Origin of the sequence: Pseudomonas sp. TNT2022 ID642, from assembly GCF_028656995.1 — a bacterium.
Taxonomy (GTDB): Bacteria; Pseudomonadota; Gammaproteobacteria; order Pseudomonadales; family Pseudomonadaceae; genus Aquipseudomonas.
Genome location: NZ_JAMDGW010000016.1, coordinates 48,827 through 68,639, shown reverse-complemented (window position 1 = coordinate 68,639; position 19,813 = coordinate 48,827). Strand labels below are relative to the sequence as shown.

Genomic DNA, 19,813 nt, shown 5'->3' with positions numbered 1-19,813 from the left:
GCTGGCAGTTTCACTGCTGGCCCTCACAGCCCTCCCCCTTCCCAAGCACACCCAAATTCCCATGTGGGAGCGAGCCTGCTCGCGAAAGCGTCGTGTCAGTCGATAAATCACTTACTGAAAGAAAGCATTCGCGAGCAGGCTCGCTCCCACAGTTTTGATCAGGTTAATCCAGCGGCATTACCGTGACGCGCACTTCCGGATCATGATTGCCGCCGCCGAGGATCACCCCGCGCAACGGTGACACATCGGAAAAATCCCGCCCCCACGCCAACGTGATGTGCTCCAGCGCCGGTTGCACATTGTTGGTCGGATCAAAATCCACCCAGCCCAGCACCGGACAAAATACCGACACCCACGCATGCGACGCATCGGCGCCGATCAAGCGTGGCTGCCCCGGCGGCGGCTGCGTCAGCAAATAACCACTGATGTAGCGCGCCGCCAGCCCTCGCGAGCGCACGCACGCCAGCATCAAGTGCGCGAAGTCCTGACACACCCCGCGTCGCCGCTCCAGCACTTCCACCAACGGGGTCGCCACTTGGGTTGCTTCAGCATCGAAGGTGAACTCGCTGAAGATCTTCTGCATCAAGTCCTGCACGCCCAACAGCAACGGTCGTCCAGGCGGAAAACAGCTTTGCGAAAACTCGACGAAACTGCGCTTCAAATGCACGTACGGTGACTGGAACCGGTAGCGACAGGCTTCGAGCAACGCAGCGGACAACGGCTGGCTGCTGTAGGTCAGCGCATCGCGGGTCAGCTCCCAGGCGGGCGACTGATTGAAATCCAGTACAGGCCGCGCCAGCACTTCCACCGTGAGTTGTGCATTGACCTGCAACTCGTCATGCGGACGCTCGAAGGCCAGTCGGGTCAACGGATTACCAAACACATCCAGCTCATCGCGCCGTGCGGTCGGGTCCGGACTGATCAGCAATTGCTGTGCGGTACAACGCTGCCAATCGCATTTTCGCGGCCACAAGTGCGCCAGTTGCTGCGCCAGGGAAACCGGGCTGTCGTAGTGATAACAGGTGTCGTGGAAGATCTGGTATCGAGCATTCATCAGACGGACACCGTGCGTTGGCTAACGTCATCGACATGAGCGAAATGACGCAGAGCCAAGCGATCCGAGACCTGCCCACTGGCTTCGGCAATCTCTTGCAGCAGATCCGCCAGACCGCTCAAAGCCGCTCGTACGCTGGACTCACCGAACAATGGATTCTCCAGACAACCCAGATCGAATCGCGCCAGACGCTCGACCAGTCGCGGCAACCCCGCTTCCCGTGGCACGCCAAAATCATCGTTCAAACGTTTCAACGTGCGCGTGACCAGTTTCAACTGGAACAACACCGCGTGCGGGTTCTGCTCGTCGAGCAGCAACAGGTCGAGCACCGGAATCAATTGCGCCACGGCCAGATAACGTGAGCGATAGGTGATGCTGCTGTTGCCCAACTCCAGCAACCACTCCAGGCCCGTCTGATCGAAAGCACCAGCGCCACGCAGAAACGCCGCGAGGCTGCTGCTGAGAAACTGCAGTCGCTCGATACGCCGGCCAATCATCAGAAAGCGCCAGCCTTCGTCGCGGGTCATGTCGTCCAGGGCAAACCCGGACAACGCCGCCAGCGACATCACCAGCCGGTTGAGGAAATCCAGCAGTTCGCCGAAGTCAGGCTCGTCGGTGTCCAGTTCCATCGCTTCGCGCTGCAACTCCACCAGCGCCTGCCAGTTCTCCCGCGAAAGCTTGCCGCGCACCTGTGAGGCCGCCCACTGCAAGCGTTGCAGGTTGGAACGCAGGCTGAACGACCAGTCTTCACCGAGCAATGCAGCGAGCAAGCGCTCGGGCAGCTCTCCTTCATCCGGCAACAACGTCAAGCGCTCACCGAGATCGACCGCCGCCTGCAACGCTTGCGGGTCATCACCATCGACATACCGCGCAAGCATGATGCGCAGCAGCCGCGCACTGTCGTCGCAGCGTTCGCAGTAACGGCCGAACCAGAACAGGTTCTCCACCACTCGCGAGGGTAGATACGGATCGCGCCGCACCAGATCGTGCACCCCGACATTACGCTGGCTCTTCCATTGCTCGCCGCTGGGTGGACGATCGCCAAGCACCCAAGTGTCCTTGCTCGCCCCACCGCGCTGCATCGATACCACTTCGGCATCCGCCTCGGCGGCCACCCGGGTCAGACCTCCGGGAAGCACACGATAGCCATCACCACCGGCCACGGCGTACATGCGCATGCCGATCGCCCGCGGTTGCAGTTGACCATTTTCGGCCTGCCAGATCGGCGCTTGCGATAGCTGAGCCAATTCTTGCGCAACGTAGGCATAAGGGCGCGCCTGCATGCGCTCGGCAAGCGTGTGACGCTGTTTTTCACTCAGATCACGGCCAAATACAGGCGTGAAGCTTTGCGAGGGAAACGCCGGTTTGATCAACAGCTCAGGTAGTTTTTCCAAGGCCTGCGCCAGCACCGGTGGCTCGCCGCACCACCACGTCGCGATTGACGGCAAGATCAGCTCTTCGCCGAACAGGTATTGGTTGATCTTCGGCAGAAAACCCAGCAAACCCGGCGACTCCAGAACGCCGCTGCCCAACGCGTTGGCAACCAGGACTCGCCCCTGACGCACGGCTTCGAGCAGACCGGGCACGCCGAGCGCCGAATCCGTACGCAGCTCAAGCGGATCGCAGAAATCATCATCGAGCCGGCGCATGATTGCGTGCACCCGACGCAAGCCACTGAGGGTTTTCAGGTAGACCGTGGCATCGCGCACCGTCAGGTCACCGCCCTCGACCAGCGGGTAACCCAGCTGGCGAGCCAGATACAAATGTTCAAAATAACTTTCGTTGAAACGCCCCGGAGTGAGCAGCACCACCAGCGGCGCGTCATCGTCACTTGGCGCCTGCCGCGCGAGGGTTTCCTGCAAGGTGCGGAAGAAGCCCGCCAGATGCTGCACCTTCAGATCCCGGTACAACTCGGGAAAGGCACGGGACACGATGGTGCGGTTTTCCAGGGCATACCCGGCACCCGACGGCGCTTGTGTGCGATCCGCCGTGACCCACCAACGTCCGTCCGGCGTGCGTGCCAGATCCACGGCGTACAGATGCAGAAATATCTCTTCCGGCGGCGCGATCCGCTGACACGGCCAGAGAAAATTGTTGTGACCAAAGACCAGCTCTGCCGGCAACAAGCCTTCGCTGATCAGCCGTTGCGGGCCGTACAAGTCCGCCAGCACAGCGTTGAGCAGTCGGGCACGTTGAGCGATGCCTGCCGACAACTGTTGCCATTCATCTGCTGCAATCACATGGGGCAGCAGATCCAGCTCCCACGGACGATCAGCTCCCTTGGGATCCGCGTAAACGTTATAGGTGACACCGTTTTCCTGAATTTGCCGCGCCAGCAATGCCTGCCGCTGCACCAGTTGGGCCGGAGTACTGCGCTGCAACTGATCGAACAGCCGCCGCCAGTGCGGGCGCACCGCGCCACTGCCATCGAGCAGTTCGTGATAAGTGCCCGCCGTGAGCGGGTAGCGGTCTAGCAGGTCAGGCATGGAAAGCTCGGCAGACAGCAAGGAACGGTCAGACTAACGCAGGCACATGACACGCGGATATACGAAAAATCCGCGTGTCGCGCAGGACTTAGAAACGTCGCAAATCGATTGTCATCGGTAGCTCGTCACTGATTTCCACGTTGGGTACAGGAAGTTTCCCCGGCGTGTGTCCGACGCGGAAGAATCGCGCCATGCGCCGGCTCTCCGCTTCGTTGGCATTGACCGGCAACGTCTCGTAATTACGCCCGCCCGGATGGGCGACGTGGTACTGACATCCACCCAGCGAACGGCCCATCCAGGTGTCGAGCAAATCGAACACCAGCGGTGCGTGCACGGGAATCGTCGGTTGCAGACAGTTGGCCGGTTGCCACGCACGGTAACGCACACCCGCGACGAACTCGCCCACGCGCCCGGTCGGGTGCAACGGCACCGCGATGCCATTACAGGTCAGCAAATAACGCTGCGGCGGCAGCCCTTTGAGCTTGACCTGCAGACGCTCCAGAGATGAGTCGACGTAACGCACCGTGCCGCCTGCCGCGCCCTCCTCGCCCAGCACATGCCAAGGCTCCAGCGCCTGACGCAGCTCCAGTTCGATGCCGTTGACGGCGTAATCGCCGACCTTGGGAAAACGAAACTCCAGATGCGCGGCAAACCATTCCGCGCGCAGCGGATAACCGGCGTTGTTCAGCTCCACGATGACGTCGGCGAAGTCCTGCTCGATAAAGTGCGGCAGCAAGAAACGATCGTGCAGCTCGGTGCCCCAACGCGCCAGTTTCGGCGGCGCATAAGGCTCACGCCAGAAACGTGCGACCAGCGCCCGCAGCAACAGCTGCTGGGCCAGACTCATGCGCGCGTGCGGCGGCATTTCAAAGGCGCGCAGTTCCAGCAAGCCGAGACGTCCGGTGGCGCCATCCGGTGAGTACAGTTTGTCGATGCAGAACTCGGCTCGGTGAGTGTTACCGGTGACGTCGATCAGCAAGTTGCGCAGCAGACGATCCACCAGCCACGGCGCGCACTCCTCGCCCGGCTCCGGCATTTGCGCGAAAGCGATTTCCAGTTCGTACAGTGCATCATTGCGCGCCTCATCGACACGCGGCGCCTGCGACGTCGGGCCGATGAACAATCCGGAAAACAGATACGACAACGACGGATGGTTGTGCCAGTAACTGATCAGGCTGCGTAACAGATCCGGGCGACGCAGAAACGGTGAATCCGCTGGCGTCGCACCACCGAGCACAAAATGGTTACCGCCGCCGGTGCCAGTGTGGCGACCATCGATCATGAATTTCTCGGTGGTCAGTCGGGTTTGCCGTGCCTCTTCATAGAGAAACCCGGTGCGTTCGACCAATTCGTCCCAGGTCGCCGACGGCTGCACATTCACCTCGATCACACCGGGATCCGGGGTGATGCGGAAGTTGCTCAGACGCGGATCGCTCGGCGGCTCGTAGCCCTCCAGCAACACCGGGCAATGCAGTTCTTCAGCCGTCGCTTCGATGGCGGCCACCAGTTCCAGATAATCCTCGACGCGCTCCAGCGGCGGCATGAACAGGTACAAGCGGCCCTCGCGAGCCTCGGCGCAGAATGCAGTGCGGGTCAGCCAGTCAGCGGACTCGTCGATTTTCGGCGCGCGTTCGTCAGGCGCCGCCGGTTCGCCGTGACGGTTGAGCTGCGCGGTTTCCGGAAGCTCAGGGAACTCCTGATTCGGGTCCTGCGGATGAATAAACGGATATTCGGCAGCCTTCACCCACGGCTGCGAACCCAGTGGCAAGCGATACCCCAGCGGCGAATCCCCGGGCACCAGTCGGCAGTGCTCGTCACGTAGATACCAGCGCCCGCTCTGCCATTGATCGCCCTTGGCCGTACGCGCCAGCGGCAGCACTTGGCCAATGACTTTGTTGAGGCCCTGACTGAAGACTTTACGCAGGCGTGCGCGCTCCAGCGGTTCCTCCAGACGTGAATCTTCGGCGCTGACGTTGCTCGGCAAGGTGCCCTCACGCCAGAGGTAATAGAAATTGTCTTCGTAGGCCGGAAACACAAAACGCGTAGGCAACTTCAGTCGCTCGGCGACACTGGCGAGGAAGCGCCCGGCCAATTCGCCATTGGCGCCGTAATCCTGCTGCTCATCGGCGATCAAGGCATCGTTGTGCCAGATCGGCACGCCGTCGCGGCGCCAGTAGCAGTTGAGCGACCAGCGCGGCAGTTGCTCGCCGGGATACCACTTGCCCTGACCAAAATGCACCAGGCCTTTCGGTGCGTAGTGTTTGCGCATGCGCTGAAACAGTTCGGCAGAGAGCCGGCGCTTGTCCGCGCCCAACGCGGCGGTATTCCACTCGGCACCGTCCGGATCATCGATGGAAACGAAAGTCGGTTCGCCACCCATGGTCAGGCGTACGTCATCCGCCAGCAGGTCGGCATCGATCTGTCGGCCGAGTGCCTGAATCGCCAGCCACTGCTCATCGGTGTAGGGTTTGGTGACGCGCGGCGCCTCCCAGATCCGTTCCACCGACATCTCATGGCTGAACACACAATCGCACGGCTCGACCAAGCCACTGATCGGTGCCGCCGAGGACGGATCGGGACTGCAGGCCAACGGGATATGCCCTTCACCGGCAAACAGCCCGGAAGTCGCATCCAGGCCGATCCAGCCCGCGCCTGGCAAATACACCTCGCACCAGGCGTGCAGGTCGGTGAAATCGACGTCAGTGCCGGACGGGCCGTCGAGACTTTTCACGTCGGCGGTCAGTTGAATCAGGTAGCCGGAGACAAATCGCGCGGCCAATCCAAGGTTACGCAGCAGTTGCACCAGCAGCCACGCCGAGTCGCGGCAGGAGCCGGAGGCATGTTCGAGGGTGTGTTCCGGCGTCTGCACGCCCGGCTCCATGCGGATCAGGTAACCGATGTCTTCGCTCAAGCGCTGGTTGAGCGCCACCAGAAAATCCACCGCAGGTAACGGCGTGCGGTCGATTCCGTCCAGATAGGCCTTGAATTTCGGCGTCAGCGGCAGGGTTTCGAGGTACGGCGCCAGCTCCTTGCGCTCATCGGCGGCATAGGCGAAGGGGATTTTCTCGGCGTAGGGTTCGAGGAAGAAGTCGAACGGGTTGAACACGGCCATCTCGGCGAGCAGATCGACTTCGATGCGCAGCTCATTGGTTTTCTCGGGGAACACCAATCGGGCAAGGTAGTTGCCTTGCGGATCCTGCTGCCAGTTGATGAAGTGCTGCTCGGGCGAGACTTTCAGCGCATACGACAGAATCCGCGTGCGGCTGTGGGCGGCCGGGCGCAGGCGAACGATCTGCGGGCCGAGTTCGACAGCGCGGTCGTAGCGGTAATGCGTGACGTGATGCAATGCGACATGAATCGACACGGCGTGCCTCCTGCGAGCCTAAGCGTATTCGAAAGCGCGCAAGACTTATGCCATGCAGAGGGCTTGGGCGCTTTCCCGGAATGCTTAGGGCAGTACAGCACCAAAATCGGGCGATGCGGGGAAATGGTTTGGGCTGATTGCACGTAAATGTTGCGAAGAGCCCCTCACCCTGGCCCTCCCGAAACGTCGGACCGCCCATAGGGAGAGGGGACTGACCGACGTGGTTGTTGGAGATACGCCGACGTGAAAGTCCTGAGTCGACCCCGGATTTTGAGAAGCATGGAGATCTGCTGTGAAGAGCCCCTCACCCTGACCCTCCCGAAACGTCGGACCGCCCTAGGTAGAGGGGACTGACCGAGGTGGCTGTTAGAGATACGCCGACGTGAAAGTCCTGAGTCGAACTTCGATTTTGAAAAGCACAGCGATCGGCTCCCTTCCCCCTCGCCCCCCATGGGGGAGAGGGCTGGGGTGAGGGGGATGGATCTCCCGGACAACGCAATATCCAGCCCCAGAAATGCAAAACGCCAACCCGAAGGTTGGCGTTCTGCTCAGCTCAAGCGATGTTTAGCGCGGTACCACCGGCTTGCGGGTCGGCTTCGGCCCTTTGCCTTTCGCAGCGTCTTTACGCTCTTTGGCTGCCTGCTGGTTGCGGGCAAACGCCGCTGCCTTGGCCTGCTCACGCTTGTCCCAAGGATTACCGCCATCACTGGCACGCGGTGGCAGGCCGGTGTGCTGAGTGAGGATCTTGGTGGTCTTCTCTTTGCCTTCCTTCGCCACTTTATGGCTGCCGGCCGGCGTCGAGTTCTTGCGACGGGCGCTCTGGTAGCTGTCGGTAGCCGGCTGGTGCGTCGGGATCAACTGATCCTTGCCCGAACCGATCAGGTCGCCACGGCCCATGCGGATCAGCGCTTCACGCAGCATCGGCCAGCCTTTCGGGTCGTGATAACGCAAGAACGCCTTGTGCAGACGACGCTGCTCTTCGCTCTTGACGATAGTCACGCCATCACTCTTGTAGGTGACCTTGCGCAGCGGGTTCTTGCCCGAGTGGTACATCGCGGTGGCGGTGGCCATCGGCGACGGGTAGAACGCCTGCACCTGGTCAGCGCGGAAGCCATTGCCCTTGAGCCACAGCGCGAGGTTCATCATGTCTTCGTCGGTCGTGCCCGGGTGGGCGGCGATGAAGTACGGAATCAGGTACTGCTCTTTGCCCGCTTCCTTGGTGTACTTCTCGAACATGCGCTTGAACTTGTCATAGCTGCCAATGCCCGGTTTCATCATCTGGTTGAGCGGACCTTCCTCGGTGTGTTCCGGGGCGATCTTCAGGTAACCACCAACGTGGTGCGTCACCAGCTCTTTGACGTACTCCGGCGACTCGACCGCGAGGTCGTAACGCAGGCCGGAGGCAATCAGAATCTTTTTCACACCCGGCAACGCACGGGCGCTGCGGTACAGCTGAATCAGCGACGAGTGGTCGGTGTTCAGGTTCGGGCAGATGCCCGGGAACACGCAGGACGGCTTGCGGCACGCGGATTCGATTTCCGGCGTTTTGCAGGCGATGCGGTACATGTTCGCGGTCGGGCCGCCGAGGTCGGAAATGACCCCGGTGAAGCCTGGAACCTTGTCGCGGATCTCTTCGATTTCGCGAATGATCGACTCTTCGGAACGGTTCTGGATGATCCGGCCTTCGTGCTCGGTGATCGAGCAGAAGGTGCAGCCACCGAAGCAGCCACGCATGATGTTCACCGAGAAACGGATCATGTCGTAGGCCGGGATTTTCTCCTTGCCGTACGCCGGGTGCGGAACACGTGCGTACGGCATGCCGAACACGTAGTCCATTTCTTCAGTGGTCATCGGAATCGGCGGCGGGTTGAACCAGACATCGACTTCGCCATGCTTCTGCACCAGCGCGCGGGCGTTGCCCGGGTTGGTTTCCAAATGCAGCACGCGGTTGGCGTGGGCATACAGAACGGCGTCGCCACGGACCTTTTCAACCGACGGCAGACGAATCACGGTCTTGTCGCGGGTCATGCGCGGGCTGGCCAGGATCTGAACGACCTTGGCTTCCTGCGGATCTTCAACCGGACCTTTTTCCTGCTCGATGGCGCAGGCCTGGGTGTCCTGGGTGTTCACGTACGGGTTGATGATCTTGTCGACCTTGCCCGGACGGTCGATACGCGTCGAGTCGACTTCGTACCAGTCTTTCGGCGTATCGCGACGGATGAACGCGGTGCCGCGCACATCGGTGATGTCTTCGATCTTGTGGCCATAAGACAGACGCTGAGCGACTTCGACAATTGCGCGTTCGGCGTTGCCGTACAGCAGGATGTCGGCGCTGGCGTCGATCAGGATCGAGTTACGCACGCGATCCTGCCAGTAATCGTAGTGGGCGATGCGACGCAGCGAGGCTTCGATACCGCCGAGTACGATCGGCACATGCTTGTAGGCTTCTTTGCAGCGCTGGCTGTAGACCAGGCTCGCGCGATCCGGACGCTTGCCGGCCATGCCGCCAGGCGTGTAGGCGTCGTCGGAACGGATTTTCTTGTCCGCGGTGTAGCGGTTGATCATCGAGTCCATGTTGCCCGCCGCAACCCCGAAGAACAGGTTCGGCTCGCCGAGCTTCATGAAGTCGTCTTTGGACTGCCAGTTCGGCTGCGCAATGATCCCGACGCGGAAGCCTTGCGACTCCAGCAGCCGGCCGATGATCGCCATGCCGAACGACGGGTGATCGACGTAGGCATCACCGGTGACGATGATGATGTCGCACGAATCCCAGCCAAGCTGATCCATCTCCTCCCTGCTCATCGGCAGGAATGGCGCTGGCCCGAAACATTCGGCCCAATATTTTGGATAGTCAAATAACGGCTTGGCTGCTTGCATGTCGACGACCGGTGTTGAAGTGAAAAATCGCGGGCGCGGAATATAGCACAAATTTTGACCAATTCCGACGACGGCGGTCGGTTTCTCTTCACGCTGCATCACACGTACCGGACAAAACGTCAAATGCCAGAAAACATCTGATCAAACTCGCCAATCATCAGTCCACAGCTCGAACTGCTGATACGACACCCCTTCAAGGATGAAGACATGTCACCAAAATTGCCTGCTAAAGGCACCCTTACCAGCAACACCCCAACACGAGCCACACAGTCGAGCAGCTCGAATCCGCGGACGCCCAACAACCCGCAAACCGTGGTCGCAAGCTCATCCACCAGCAGACCTGGAGAAACATCGGGCACCCCGGTCAGAACCGATTTGCAGCCTCGCGTAACAGTCAGCCGGTCACCGACCGGGGCTGCCATGGTGTCGAAATCTGCACGACGACCGCTGGAGGATTACTGGATTTGCGCCGACGTCCGCCTGCCTGCTGCCGACACACAGGGTTTTCGCATCGTCAAGGGACGCCGTTACGTCGATGTGCCGGACGGTCACTCCGTCCTGGTGGCGATTGATCCGGATATGGGCCTCTATCGAGCCACGTTGACGAGTGAGCGGGATCCTTCAGGTCCGGTGCTGCAGCTTGACCCGCAAAGCAAGATCTGGAGGCCGCTACCGGCCTCGGGAGAAACGCTGCTCCTTCGCTCGGCCGATGACCTGAACGCGGAGCTGGATGGCCATACGAAAATGATGGATGAGTCTGCAGCTCTCGCCAGAGAGCTGCAAAGCGCCTGGTACGCGCTGAACGGTCAAGAGGGCGAACGAACTGCCATCGTTAAATATGAAGTTCAATACCACAGACATCTGGCCGCTGTGGACAAATGCCTCGATTTCTACCTGAGGGAACAGATCTCACTCCTGCTCTATCAAGGCATCACCACTTACGAAGCAGATCTGTTCAAGATTCAGCTAAGGCGATTCGAAACGCTTTGCAGAATCATGCGGGCCGGTGATCGGCGCAAATTGATCGACATGCCGCCGAGGACGCAGGTCACCCCCGAACAACATCGTTCGAACGCCGGATACTTGAAGGGCAAACTGGCGCTTTTGCGCAAGCGCCAGATCATTGCCGATGAATTACTGCATAAATCGCAATACAACCAGAACGTTTTTTCCGAGTGGGGTTACGACCCTATGGAAATATACAAAGACACTGCCGACTGGATGCAATCAAAGTGTCAGGTGCTGGCCGCAGAGCAGCGCGTTAGCAGCCCTTTGTACCTTTCGTTGTCATTTTCGGAAACGACGCTGGCCTTTCTCGATGTCGACGCAATCCCGCTGGAGGCTCGCATTCCCGTATTGAGCGATCTGCTGGAACAATGTACCTCGATCAAGAACTCCTTTGAGCACCTTGAGACTCCTTCGGGCTCCGTCCACGCCAGCTACCGACAAGAGATCGTCGACGCCATCAGCTCGTTCGAGAACACACTGGAAGATCGGCTGGCCTTGTATCACCGGGATCTGGAAAGCGTTCCATTGTTACCCTCGTCCGATCAGTCCATCGACTTCGATTTCATACCGGCTCAACGCGCAAACGAACCGGAATCCATGCCGACAAGGATGTTCCGCAGCAAACATAACGGCGTTCACAAGATCCGCCTCGGGCGACCGCGACGTGGTGCCGCCGACGAAGAACTCATGGATGTCATGCATCCACACAAACCCGCCGAGATCCTGCAGACATACGAGCGGCGTGAGGGAGAGTGGCACCGCCGTGTAGCCACGCCGAAAAAAAGCCTGTCGAAGCTGACAACCGAAGCCGAGCAGCACCTGGCAATGTCCGATCAGTATTTGCGCGAAGCCTGGCAAAAAGAGGCGGCAAAACACAATGCATCAGGCATCGTGGATGAGTTGGTCACCAAAGCCATCGTGCTCGATGACCTGATTCCACAGATAGAAAAAGCGCCAAACCCTTCTGCCATCAATGTTGGACCTGTCTTGCAGCGACTCAGGCAAGACAGCCAGCGATTGCGCAACGATGCCGAAGCGATCCGCATCCGGTTGTTCAAGGACAAAAGCTATCTCAGCGCCGATCGGGTGGTGCATCTGATCAGCCTTGACGAGCTGCGCGTCAAACGAATCCAAAGGCGGCAGCCGCTGGGCAAGGGCGCGAACAAAGAGTTCCTCGACACCTACCTGCTGAGCGACAGGCACACGGGTGAGCGATTATGGGAGGCCCATTTTCACTATCCGGAAGCTGGCACTCCTGCACGGGATTTCAACGACCGCGGCGGTCATCTGAAAACGCTTGATCAAGCCCGCAAAGGTGTCTCGTCCCAACGCCGGGACGAACAGGCCGGGCGTCCGCATGTCGCCATCTGGAGACTGACCCTCGACCGCAAAACAGCGCAGAAAATCTTCGACCTGGCGTCGTGAAACCATTGCCAGACCGCTGCCCCACCTCTTCAAGGATGAAGACATGTCGCCGAAGTCGCCCATCAAGCGCCCCATCACCGTCGATGTCCAGGCTCACCCCGGCGAGCCGCCGTGTGCACCTTGCTGCATCGGTTTGTGGCACCCGACAGATCCATACCGGGAGCTGACCTGGTCGCAATCACCCCGCGCCCCCTTCTGCATGATCAGCCAGCCCCCCTTGGGTCGCACACATGCGCACATCTGGCGAGAGGAGATCGACCTGTCGACAGCCCGGCAAATATTCCGGCTCGCTTCCTAAAACGGCCCCTCCCTGAACCAGGGCTGTAGTACTTATTTCAAGGATGAAAAACATGGCTCCAAGAAAACCCGCCAAGGGCACCACCAACGCCGATAGCCGTTCTCGCCCGGATGCACCGCTGCACGGCAATACCGGGCAAGCACCGCGGTCGACGCTGGAATCGTCGTTTCCTCTCGGTTCCCAAACCCGACCGGCCACCCCCCAGGGCATTGCCGACCTCGACGCGGCCAGACCGTCAACCGTCGTCATTGCACACTCGACATCAGTCGAAACCGGCACACCAGGGTTTCAACCGCTGGAACATTACTGGATCGCCAAACCTGACCATATGCCGCAGGCCAATCTTGAAGGCTTGAGGATGTACAAGGGACGCGAATATGTCGATGTGGCGTATGACGGCATCGTTATGGTCGACGTAGATCCACACACCGGCCTCTACCGCGCCCAACTCGCCGCCGAACGGGTTGCGTCAGGGCCGCTACTGCTGCGCGACGCCGACAGCGGTCTCTGGAATTCGCTCAATGACGGTGACGCCGTTACCTTGTTCGATACTCACCTGCAGACGCTTCGCACGAATCTGGACCTCACAGTCGTCAGGGCCGACGGCAATGGAATATTTCGCTTCGACGGTCGGCTGTATCTGATCCTTCACAATCACGTCTATCAGGTCATGCACGATGTGGGCGCCTCCACCTCGACACAAAAAGCGTGGCGTATCGTCAACCCGAAAGACCCCGTGGCAATCGATATCGCGAATATCTACCGGGCCAGCCGCAGCGGCGAAACGCGGACTGTCAGGCGCGCTGAGAGCAACGGTTGGGTTTATCACTTGCCAATCCTGAAGGGCCGCATCCCGGAAGCAGAGATAGCCGGGTTAGGCCCGGAGACTTTGAAGCTGATGTCCAAGCCTTTTCAGGAGGCCCACACGGATTTGAAAAATTCGTCCGACCAGCACAACGAACTATGGGCTGAGGCCAAAAAATTGCCGGAGGGCAGTGCGGAGCGAAACGCAAAACTGCTCAACGTTGAAGTGAATCTGCTCAGGCACGTTCACAAGCAAGCGGACTTCGTGGAGTCGCTTCTTCTCAACAAAGACTGGCTGATCCGCGCGAAAGCAAAAGGGCTGTTCAAGCAAGAACTGCACACTTTCCGGATGGAACGCGTGGAGTTTCTGAACCGACTCATGGCAGCCATGGATTTGAGGGTCAAACCTACGTTTTCCAGAGTGGACGCCGACAGTTGCAAGAAGGTCATTCCCCACTTGAACAAGAAGCTCAGGTTTATCGAAGAGCGGGAAGTGGTGATGGCTGAAATCAAAAAATCCGATCCGGGAGCAGCCCCGTTACTTGAAGAAATCAGGCGGCAAGTGCCATCGGCCGAGCGCATCAACTTCAACAAGCTGACCCTGTTCGTGCACCTGTATGCGGGTACGCCCGAACATGCGCCCAACACAACCATGCCCTCACTGGCGTCGATCGACTTGATCACCGGGGACTTGAAAAACGTTCCGCAACGCGATCATCCGATGGCGCTGCTGCTAACCCTTGATCAGATCAGGACAGACAAATACCGCTTTGAAAAGCGACAGGCCGACGTGGACGTCACCAGGGCCGAGTACATCAGGGAAATCGTCAGCCTGATCGGTCCATTCGAGAAGCGCATCGAAAACCGGCTAAGTGAAATTCTTGACTCGTTCGATCGCAACACCGCGCTGCCAAGTGTCAACCACGACATCGATTTCGACTTTCTTCCACCGCAACCCGACCCCTCCGAAAATGCCCACCCCGTATCACGCCGCAAAGTTTTCCGTGTCCGTCAGCATGGCACTTACCGGGTAATGGTCGGGGACATGGAAACCCATCATGACGGCAGCGTCATCGTCAGGGTCCCGGATCCACTTCGCCCGGATTATCCATCCGCGCGCTATGAAAAAAGACAAGGTGAATGGTTGCCTGTGCGCTCGCCCATCACCCAGACACCCAGGCCACAACTTATCGCCAAGGCAAGACAGTTACTGGCTGACGTTGAACAACACGCTGCCAAGGCCCGGGCAGATGAGGCAAAAAAAACCAATCCTAGCGAAATCCTCGACGACTTGGATGACGCGACGGAAAGCCTGAACGAGCAGGCAAGACGCCTGGAAAGCCTCGAAGACGCCATCGCCGATAGCGAAGTTGCCGAGCTGGCCACACACCTGCGAACAGCGGCTGGCTCACTGGCCGCGCAAGGTCAAAAAGTGCTGGTGCGCATGTACAAGAACAGAAATGTGCTCGACATCATGCGTCTGAACTATCTCATGGATGCCCACGAACTCAATGTGAGCAAGACCGTTGACCGCAAGCAGTTGGGCAAAGGCGAGAGCAGGTCGTTTCTCGACGTTTATTCGCTCCGTGACTGTGTCGACGACTCACCTCTGTGGGAAGCCCATTTCCACTATGACCAGCACGACACCCTGCCCCTGAATTTCAAGAAAAGAGGCGGTCACCTCAAAACGCTCGCACAGAGCAGACGCGGCCTCGAGTCTCAGCGCCGCGATGAACAGGCGGGCTTACCGCACGTGGCCATCTGGCGTCAGACCTTCGATGGCAAGACAGCGACAAAAATATTTGCACTGGCCAGCCCGGCCGCCGTGCTCCCCAGGCCCGAATAAAGGGCATTGGGACCAAACGCTAAATCAGGCAATGACGCCGACTCTGCCATCAGTTGCTGCTCAGACGAGCTGATGCGCACACACTACAAGGATAGAAAGACATGCCCGTTAAACGACCTCCCAACGGCAACAGTTCCGGTAATACCCCCATTCATCAAAACACCACACCGGAGGTGAGCACCCCGCACCTCGATCTGCCACCGCGTACAAATGTCGAGATCCCGACACCGGGCGGCCACTCGCAACGACCGGGTCGACTGTCGGCGCAAGCGGACATTGATGCGATCGAGCCAGCAGCGACCATCTCAGTGCATTCAACCCCTTCGTCACCGGACACGCCCCTTCCGATCGATCAGACACTGGAACATTATCGACTCGTCGCACCGCCGGGATTGGCGGAAGCCGATGACTGAATACAACGCCCGTCTGATGCAGGCCGAAACTCCGCTGACCGGTTTGAGAAACCTGGTCGACACGGCGCGAGGTCTCGCTCCCGTAATCAACCGTAGAGCCACAGACGATCCCGTGGTGCGCTGGACAGCAGGACTCACGGCGGATCAGTTGGCAGCCAGAAGAACCCAGTGGCAGACACTGCGTGATCAGCCTCACTCGGATGGCCTGTTCAATACATTTGAACGCCTGCTGGATTCTCCCACCGGTCACAATGAACTTCAGAGTCGAGTCTGGAGGCTGATCGACAGCATTACCGAGAACACTTCAGAGTCCGAACGTCTGCGTAAAGAAGTGTTTGATCGGGCGGGTGACGCAGCCTGCTGCGATCGGGCGGCTTTCACCTTCGCCAATCTGGAAACCAGAATGATGATGCATACCGCCCTTGCCCAGGCCAGCGACAAGGTGCAAGGGCCAAAACTGTTCGCATTATCCAAAGCGCTGTTCCGTTTGCATGAAGTCGACAAATTCGCCTCGGCGGACATTGCACAACGCGAGGCCGCGATTGCAGCCGCCAGGTCACCTCAAGAAGCAGCAACACTTGCACCGCCTCATATTCCGGAGGAGATCGAAGTCAGGCTCTTCTATCGCCATGGTTTGAAAGACCGACTGCAATTGCCGGGACAACCGGAAAGAATGGGGTTCTCTCGTCTGGCCGGCGTTTCAAAAACGCAGTTGGAGGGCGCGTACAAGAAAGTCATCGCGCTGGATAACTCCCCTGAAGAATTTCAGGAATTGGTGTCGAGAGAGTTCTGGCAAAAATTCCTCACTCACAAGTACCAGGAAGTTTTCGAAAACCAGCGTCAGCCATTTCAGGATCGGCAGGCGGCACTCGACGAGTCGCACGCGGCCAAAGAGCTAGCGTTTGACGATTACGACGCGCAATCCAAAGCGATGCAAGCATCGTTGATGGTCGAGGAAGCGGCATTGATCGAAACACTGACGCGGCAAGAGCTTGCTGAATACTCGGCGGCCAACACCGCTGAAGAAGCGGTGGACGCAAGCGCATAAATCGACAGGAACAGGTGTTGGCCGAAAGGTTTCGGCCAACATTTACTCATCATCGTCGAAGTTGTAGCTGCCCGGCGCAAGGTTTTCGAAACGGGTGTATTTGCCAATGAACGCCAGGCGGATAAAACCGATCGGGCCGTTCCGCTGCTTGCCGATGATGATTTCGGCGATGCCCTTGTGTTCGGTTTCCGGGTGATACACCTCGTCGCGGTACACGAACATGATTACGTCGGCGTCCTGCTCGATCGCTCCGGATTCGCGCAAGTCGGAGTTCACCGGACGCTTGTTGGGACGCTGTTCGAGGGAGCGGTTGAGCTGCGACAGGGCAACTACCGGGCAGTTGAACTCCTTGGCCAGCGCTTTCAGGGATCGCGAGATCTCGGAAATCTCGTTGGTCCGGTTGTCACCGCTGGAACCGGGGATCTGCATCAGTTGCAGGTAGTCGATCATGATCAGGCCGACGTCGCCGTGCTCCCGCACCAGACGCCGGGTCCGCGCACGCATTTCCGACGGGCTGATACCGGCAGTGTCATCGATGAACAGCTTGCGGTCGTTGAGCAGGTTGACCGCTGAAGTCAGGCGCGGCCAGTCATCGTCTTCCAGTTGACCGGAACGCACTTTGGTCTGATCGATGCGGCCCAGCGAGGAAAGCATACGCATGATCAGCGATTCGCCTGGCATCTCGAGGGAATACACCAGAACCGCCTTCTCGCTGCGCAACACGGCGTTTTCCACCAGGTTCATCGCGAAGGTGGTTTTACCCATCGACGGACGGCCGGCGACGATGATCAAGTCGGACGGCTGCAGGCCGCTGGTCTTCTCGTCGAGGTCGGTGTAGCCGGTGGACAGGCCGGTGATGGCGTTGTCGGTGTTGAACAAGGTGTCGATGCGGTCGATGGCCTTGGTCAGCAAATCGTTCACACCCACCGGGCCGCCGGTTTTAGGCCGGGCCTCGGCAATCTGGAAGATCTGCCGTTCGGCTTCGTCGAGAATTTCGGCCGCGGTGCGGCCTTCAGGATTGAAGGCGCTGTCGGCGATTTCGGTGCTGATGCCGATCAACTGGCGCAAGGTCGCTCGTTCACGAACGATCTGTGCATAGGCCTTGATGTTGGCGACGGACGGCGTGTTTTTCGCCAGCTCGCCCAGGTAGCCGAGGCCGCCGACCTGTGAGGTCTGCCCTTCCTTGTCCAGTTGTTCGGACAGGGTCACGACGTCGATCGGCATGTTCTGATCGGCCAGCTTGGCGATCGCACGGAAGATCAGACGGTGGTCATGTCGATAGAAATCGCCGTCGGAGACTTGATCGAGCACGCGTTCCCAGGCGTTGTTGTCCAGCATCAGACCACCGAGTACAGCCTGTTCGGCTTCGATGGAATGCGGCGGCACCTTCAGGGCAGCGGTTTGCAGATCGTATTGCTCGGGAGCGGAGATATCGTTCATGGCCACTTGTGTTGTTTGGAAAAACAGGGAATTCAGAAAGACAAAGGGCACGACCTGTAAACAGGATCGTGCCCGATGTTAACCGTCTGACGGACAAGCCGCCAGCCGATCAGTGTTGCTTAAGCTGCTACCACGACAACGCGTACGGTGGCTTCAACTTCGGCGTGCAGGTGCACAGCCACGTCGAACTCACCCACGTTGCGGATGGTGCCGTTCGGCAGACGAACTTCGCTCTTCTGCACTTCAACGCCGGAGGCGGTCAGTGCGTCAGCGATGTCGTGAGTACCGATCGAACCGAACAGCTTGCCTTCGTCGCCAGCGGTGGCAGTGATGGTCACTTCCAGCTCGGCCAGTTGGGCAGCACGGCTTTCAGCCGATGCTTTACGGTCTGCGGCAGCTTTTTCCAGCTCAGCACGACGCTCTTCGAACGCAGCCAGGTTGGCAGCGGTCGCAGCGGTAGCTTTGCCGAAAAGCAGCAGGTAGTTACGGCCGTAACCGGCCTTAACGTTTACTTTGTCGCCCAGGTTGCCCAGGTTGGCGATTTTTTCCAGAAGGATCAGTTGCATGTGGAAATCCTCTTAACTTTTAACCTTCACCGTTCGCGTTATCGGCGTCTTTCGACACGTGACGACCGCGAAAATCAATCAGGCTGTCGACAATGGCCAGGACCACGAGCAACGGATAGATCAGCTGCATGAACAACAGCAGCGTGACGTACAACCCCACCAGCCAGAAACCGGCCAGTCGCTTCTGCCCGACCAGCCCGTGAATCAGGGCAAGTCCGGCGAACACCAGCGGTACACTGCACAACGGCGTCAACATGGCCATCTGTGCACCGAGATTCGGGCCCAGAAGCATCAACGCCAGCAGCAACATCGCCGGCCCCAGCGGGATCCGGATGGCGCGAAACTCGCGACCAAAACCACCCGGGTTGTACAACAACGCCTGCCAATGCCGCCCGACAATCAGGCTCAGCACGCTGACGATTTGCAACAAAGCCGCAATCAGTCCGGTCAGGACTGGTGCGATCAGGGACGCGAAACGCGCTTGCTCATCGACCGACAATTGCTTGTAAGTCTCACCGAGAAGCGCCGGCATGACCTTTATCAAGGCCTGCGCGAGCATCTCGATCTGGGCCGCAAACGCGGCCCCGAGCACCACTGAAAACACCACTCCAATCACTACGCTGACCAGCAGCGTGCGAACCCAGGACTCACTTGCGCGCAAAACCAACGCAAGTCCCGAAGACCCCAGCAGCACCAGAAGTGCGCGTGGGTCATCGGCATACAGCCACCAGATCAATGCCGGCAGCAGCCCCAGAGACAGAACACCCAGGGCGTCCGTCAGTCCGCGCCGCAGCAGCACAAGGCTCCCGGCGGCAGCGCCCAACCAATACAACAACGGCAATGTTGCACATCCGGCCACCACGAGAGTGGCCTGCATACGGCCTCGCATGATGAACTCAGCTAAGGCACGCATGCATTCAATCCTTTGCTACTTGTCGACTGCCCGGTCTCAGCGGCCGTGGCTGTCGGTGTAGGCCAGCAGGGCCAGGAAGCGGGCGCGCTTGATAGCGGTGGCCAGCTGACGCTGATAACGAGCTTTGGTACCGGTGATGCGGCTTGGAACGATTTTGCCGGTCTCGGATACGTAGGCTTTCAGAGTGTTGAGATCTTTGTAATCGATCTCTTTCACGTCTTCAGCGGTGAAGCGGCAGAATTTACGACGACGGAAGAAACGTGCCATTTGA

The 19,813-nt window shown here is 59.2% G+C and carries 12 protein-coding genes; 4 read left to right on the top strand and 8 right to left on the bottom strand.

Features of this window, described 5'->3' with window-relative positions; all coding sequences use genetic code 11:
• Positions 1-163: 163 nt before the first annotated feature.
• The 4 genes from M5G26_RS16705 to M5G26_RS16690 form a co-directional block, all read right to left on the bottom strand.
• Positions 164-1,054, bottom strand: coding sequence for a transglutaminase family protein (locus tag M5G26_RS16705; RefSeq protein ID WP_134175833.1), 891 nt, complete (start codon positions 1,052-1,054; stop codon positions 164-166).
• Complete coding sequence (locus M5G26_RS16700) at positions 1,054-3,540, bottom strand: circularly permuted type 2 ATP-grasp protein (RefSeq protein WP_273915990.1); 2,487 nt, start codon at positions 3,538-3,540, stop codon at positions 1,054-1,056. Before M5G26_RS16700 ends, M5G26_RS16705 begins: the two co-directional genes overlap by 1 nt.
• A gap of 88 nt (positions 3,541-3,628) precedes the next feature.
• Positions 3,629-6,904 (bottom strand): transglutaminase family protein, encoded by a 3,276-nt coding sequence (locus tag M5G26_RS16695; RefSeq protein WP_273915989.1) that lies wholly within the window; start codon positions 6,902-6,904, stop codon positions 3,629-3,631.
• A 564-nt stretch (positions 6,905-7,468) separates the two neighbouring features.
• Positions 7,469-9,781: a YgiQ family radical SAM protein gene (locus tag M5G26_RS16690; RefSeq protein ID WP_007915855.1), complete on the bottom strand. Its 2,313-nt coding sequence runs from the start codon at positions 9,779-9,781 to the stop codon at positions 7,469-7,471.
• A 207-nt stretch (positions 9,782-9,988) separates the two neighbouring features.
• On the opposite strand from M5G26_RS16690, the gene M5G26_RS16685 reads away from it, so the two are divergent.
• From M5G26_RS16685 to M5G26_RS16670, 4 genes are all read left to right on the top strand, one after another.
• Positions 9,989-12,214, top strand: coding sequence for a hypothetical protein (locus M5G26_RS16685; RefSeq protein WP_273915988.1), 2,226 nt, complete (start codon positions 9,989-9,991; stop codon positions 12,212-12,214).
• 350 nt (positions 12,215-12,564) lie between these two features.
• Positions 12,565-15,162, top strand: a complete 2,598-nt coding sequence (locus M5G26_RS16680) for a hypothetical protein (RefSeq protein ID WP_273915987.1) — start codon at positions 12,565-12,567, stop codon at positions 15,160-15,162.
• Positions 15,163-15,263: 101 nt separating this feature from the next.
• Positions 15,264-15,575 carry a hypothetical protein gene (locus M5G26_RS16675; RefSeq protein WP_273915986.1) on the top strand — a complete coding sequence of 104 codons (312 nt, stop codon included), beginning with the start codon at positions 15,264-15,266 and terminating at the stop codon, positions 15,573-15,575.
• Complete coding sequence (locus M5G26_RS16670) at positions 15,568-16,623, top strand: NEL-type E3 ubiquitin ligase domain-containing protein (RefSeq protein ID WP_273915985.1); 1,056 nt, start codon at positions 15,568-15,570, stop codon at positions 16,621-16,623. Before M5G26_RS16675 ends, M5G26_RS16670 begins: the two co-directional genes overlap by 8 nt.
• Before the next feature lie 42 nt (positions 16,624-16,665).
• Here M5G26_RS16670 and dnaB read toward each other — a convergent pair whose 3' ends face one another.
• From dnaB to rpsR, 4 genes are all read right to left on the bottom strand, one after another.
• Positions 16,666-18,063, bottom strand: a complete 1,398-nt coding sequence (gene dnaB, locus M5G26_RS16665) for a replicative DNA helicase (RefSeq protein ID WP_007915846.1) — start codon at positions 18,061-18,063, stop codon at positions 16,666-16,668.
• A gap of 119 nt (positions 18,064-18,182) precedes the next feature.
• Complete coding sequence (gene rplI / locus M5G26_RS16660) at positions 18,183-18,629, bottom strand: 50S ribosomal protein L9 (RefSeq protein WP_273915984.1); 447 nt, start codon at positions 18,627-18,629, stop codon at positions 18,183-18,185.
• Positions 18,630-18,648: 19 nt separating this feature from the next.
• On the bottom strand, positions 18,649-19,542 hold the full coding sequence (locus tag M5G26_RS16655) for a hypothetical protein (protein WP_122599308.1): 894 nt from the start codon (positions 19,540-19,542) through the stop codon (positions 18,649-18,651).
• A 36-nt stretch (positions 19,543-19,578) separates the two neighbouring features.
• On the bottom strand, positions 19,579-19,809 hold the full coding sequence (gene rpsR, locus M5G26_RS16650; protein ID WP_002551829.1) for a 30S ribosomal protein S18: 231 nt from the start codon (positions 19,807-19,809) through the stop codon (positions 19,579-19,581).
• Between the last annotated feature and the right edge of the window lie 4 nt (positions 19,810-19,813).

Excerpts from the sequence above, each read along its gene's own strand:
- dnaB (WP_007915846.1), bottom strand. The coding sequence starts at position 18,063 with ATGAACGATATCTCCGCTCCCGAGCAATACGATCTGCAAACCGCTGCC.
- M5G26_RS16670 (WP_273915985.1), top strand. The coding sequence starts at position 15,568 with ATGACTGAATACAACGCCCGTCTGATGCAGGCCGAAACTCCGCTGACC.
- M5G26_RS16655 (WP_122599308.1), bottom strand. The coding sequence starts at position 19,542 with ATGCGTGCCTTAGCTGAGTTCATCATGCGAGGCCGTATGCAGGCCACT.
- M5G26_RS16680 (WP_273915987.1), top strand. The coding sequence starts at position 12,565 with ATGGCTCCAAGAAAACCCGCCAAGGGCACCACCAACGCCGATAGCCGT.
- M5G26_RS16675 (WP_273915986.1), top strand. The coding sequence starts at position 15,264 with ATGCCCGTTAAACGACCTCCCAACGGCAACAGTTCCGGTAATACCCCC.
- rpsR (WP_002551829.1), bottom strand. The coding sequence starts at position 19,809 with ATGGCACGTTTCTTCCGTCGTCGTAAATTCTGCCGCTTCACCGCTGAA.
- M5G26_RS16690 (WP_007915855.1), bottom strand. The coding sequence starts at position 9,781 with ATGCAAGCAGCCAAGCCGTTATTTGACTATCCAAAATATTGGGCCGAA.
- rplI (WP_273915984.1), bottom strand. The coding sequence starts at position 18,629 with ATGCAACTGATCCTTCTGGAAAAAATCGCCAACCTGGGCAACCTGGGC.
- M5G26_RS16700 (WP_273915990.1), bottom strand. The coding sequence starts at position 3,540 with ATGCCTGACCTGCTAGACCGCTACCCGCTCACGGCGGGCACTTATCAC.
- M5G26_RS16685 (WP_273915988.1), top strand. The coding sequence starts at position 9,989 with ATGTCACCAAAATTGCCTGCTAAAGGCACCCTTACCAGCAACACCCCA.
- M5G26_RS16705 (WP_134175833.1), bottom strand. The coding sequence starts at position 1,054 with ATGAATGCTCGATACCAGATCTTCCACGACACCTGTTATCACTACGAC.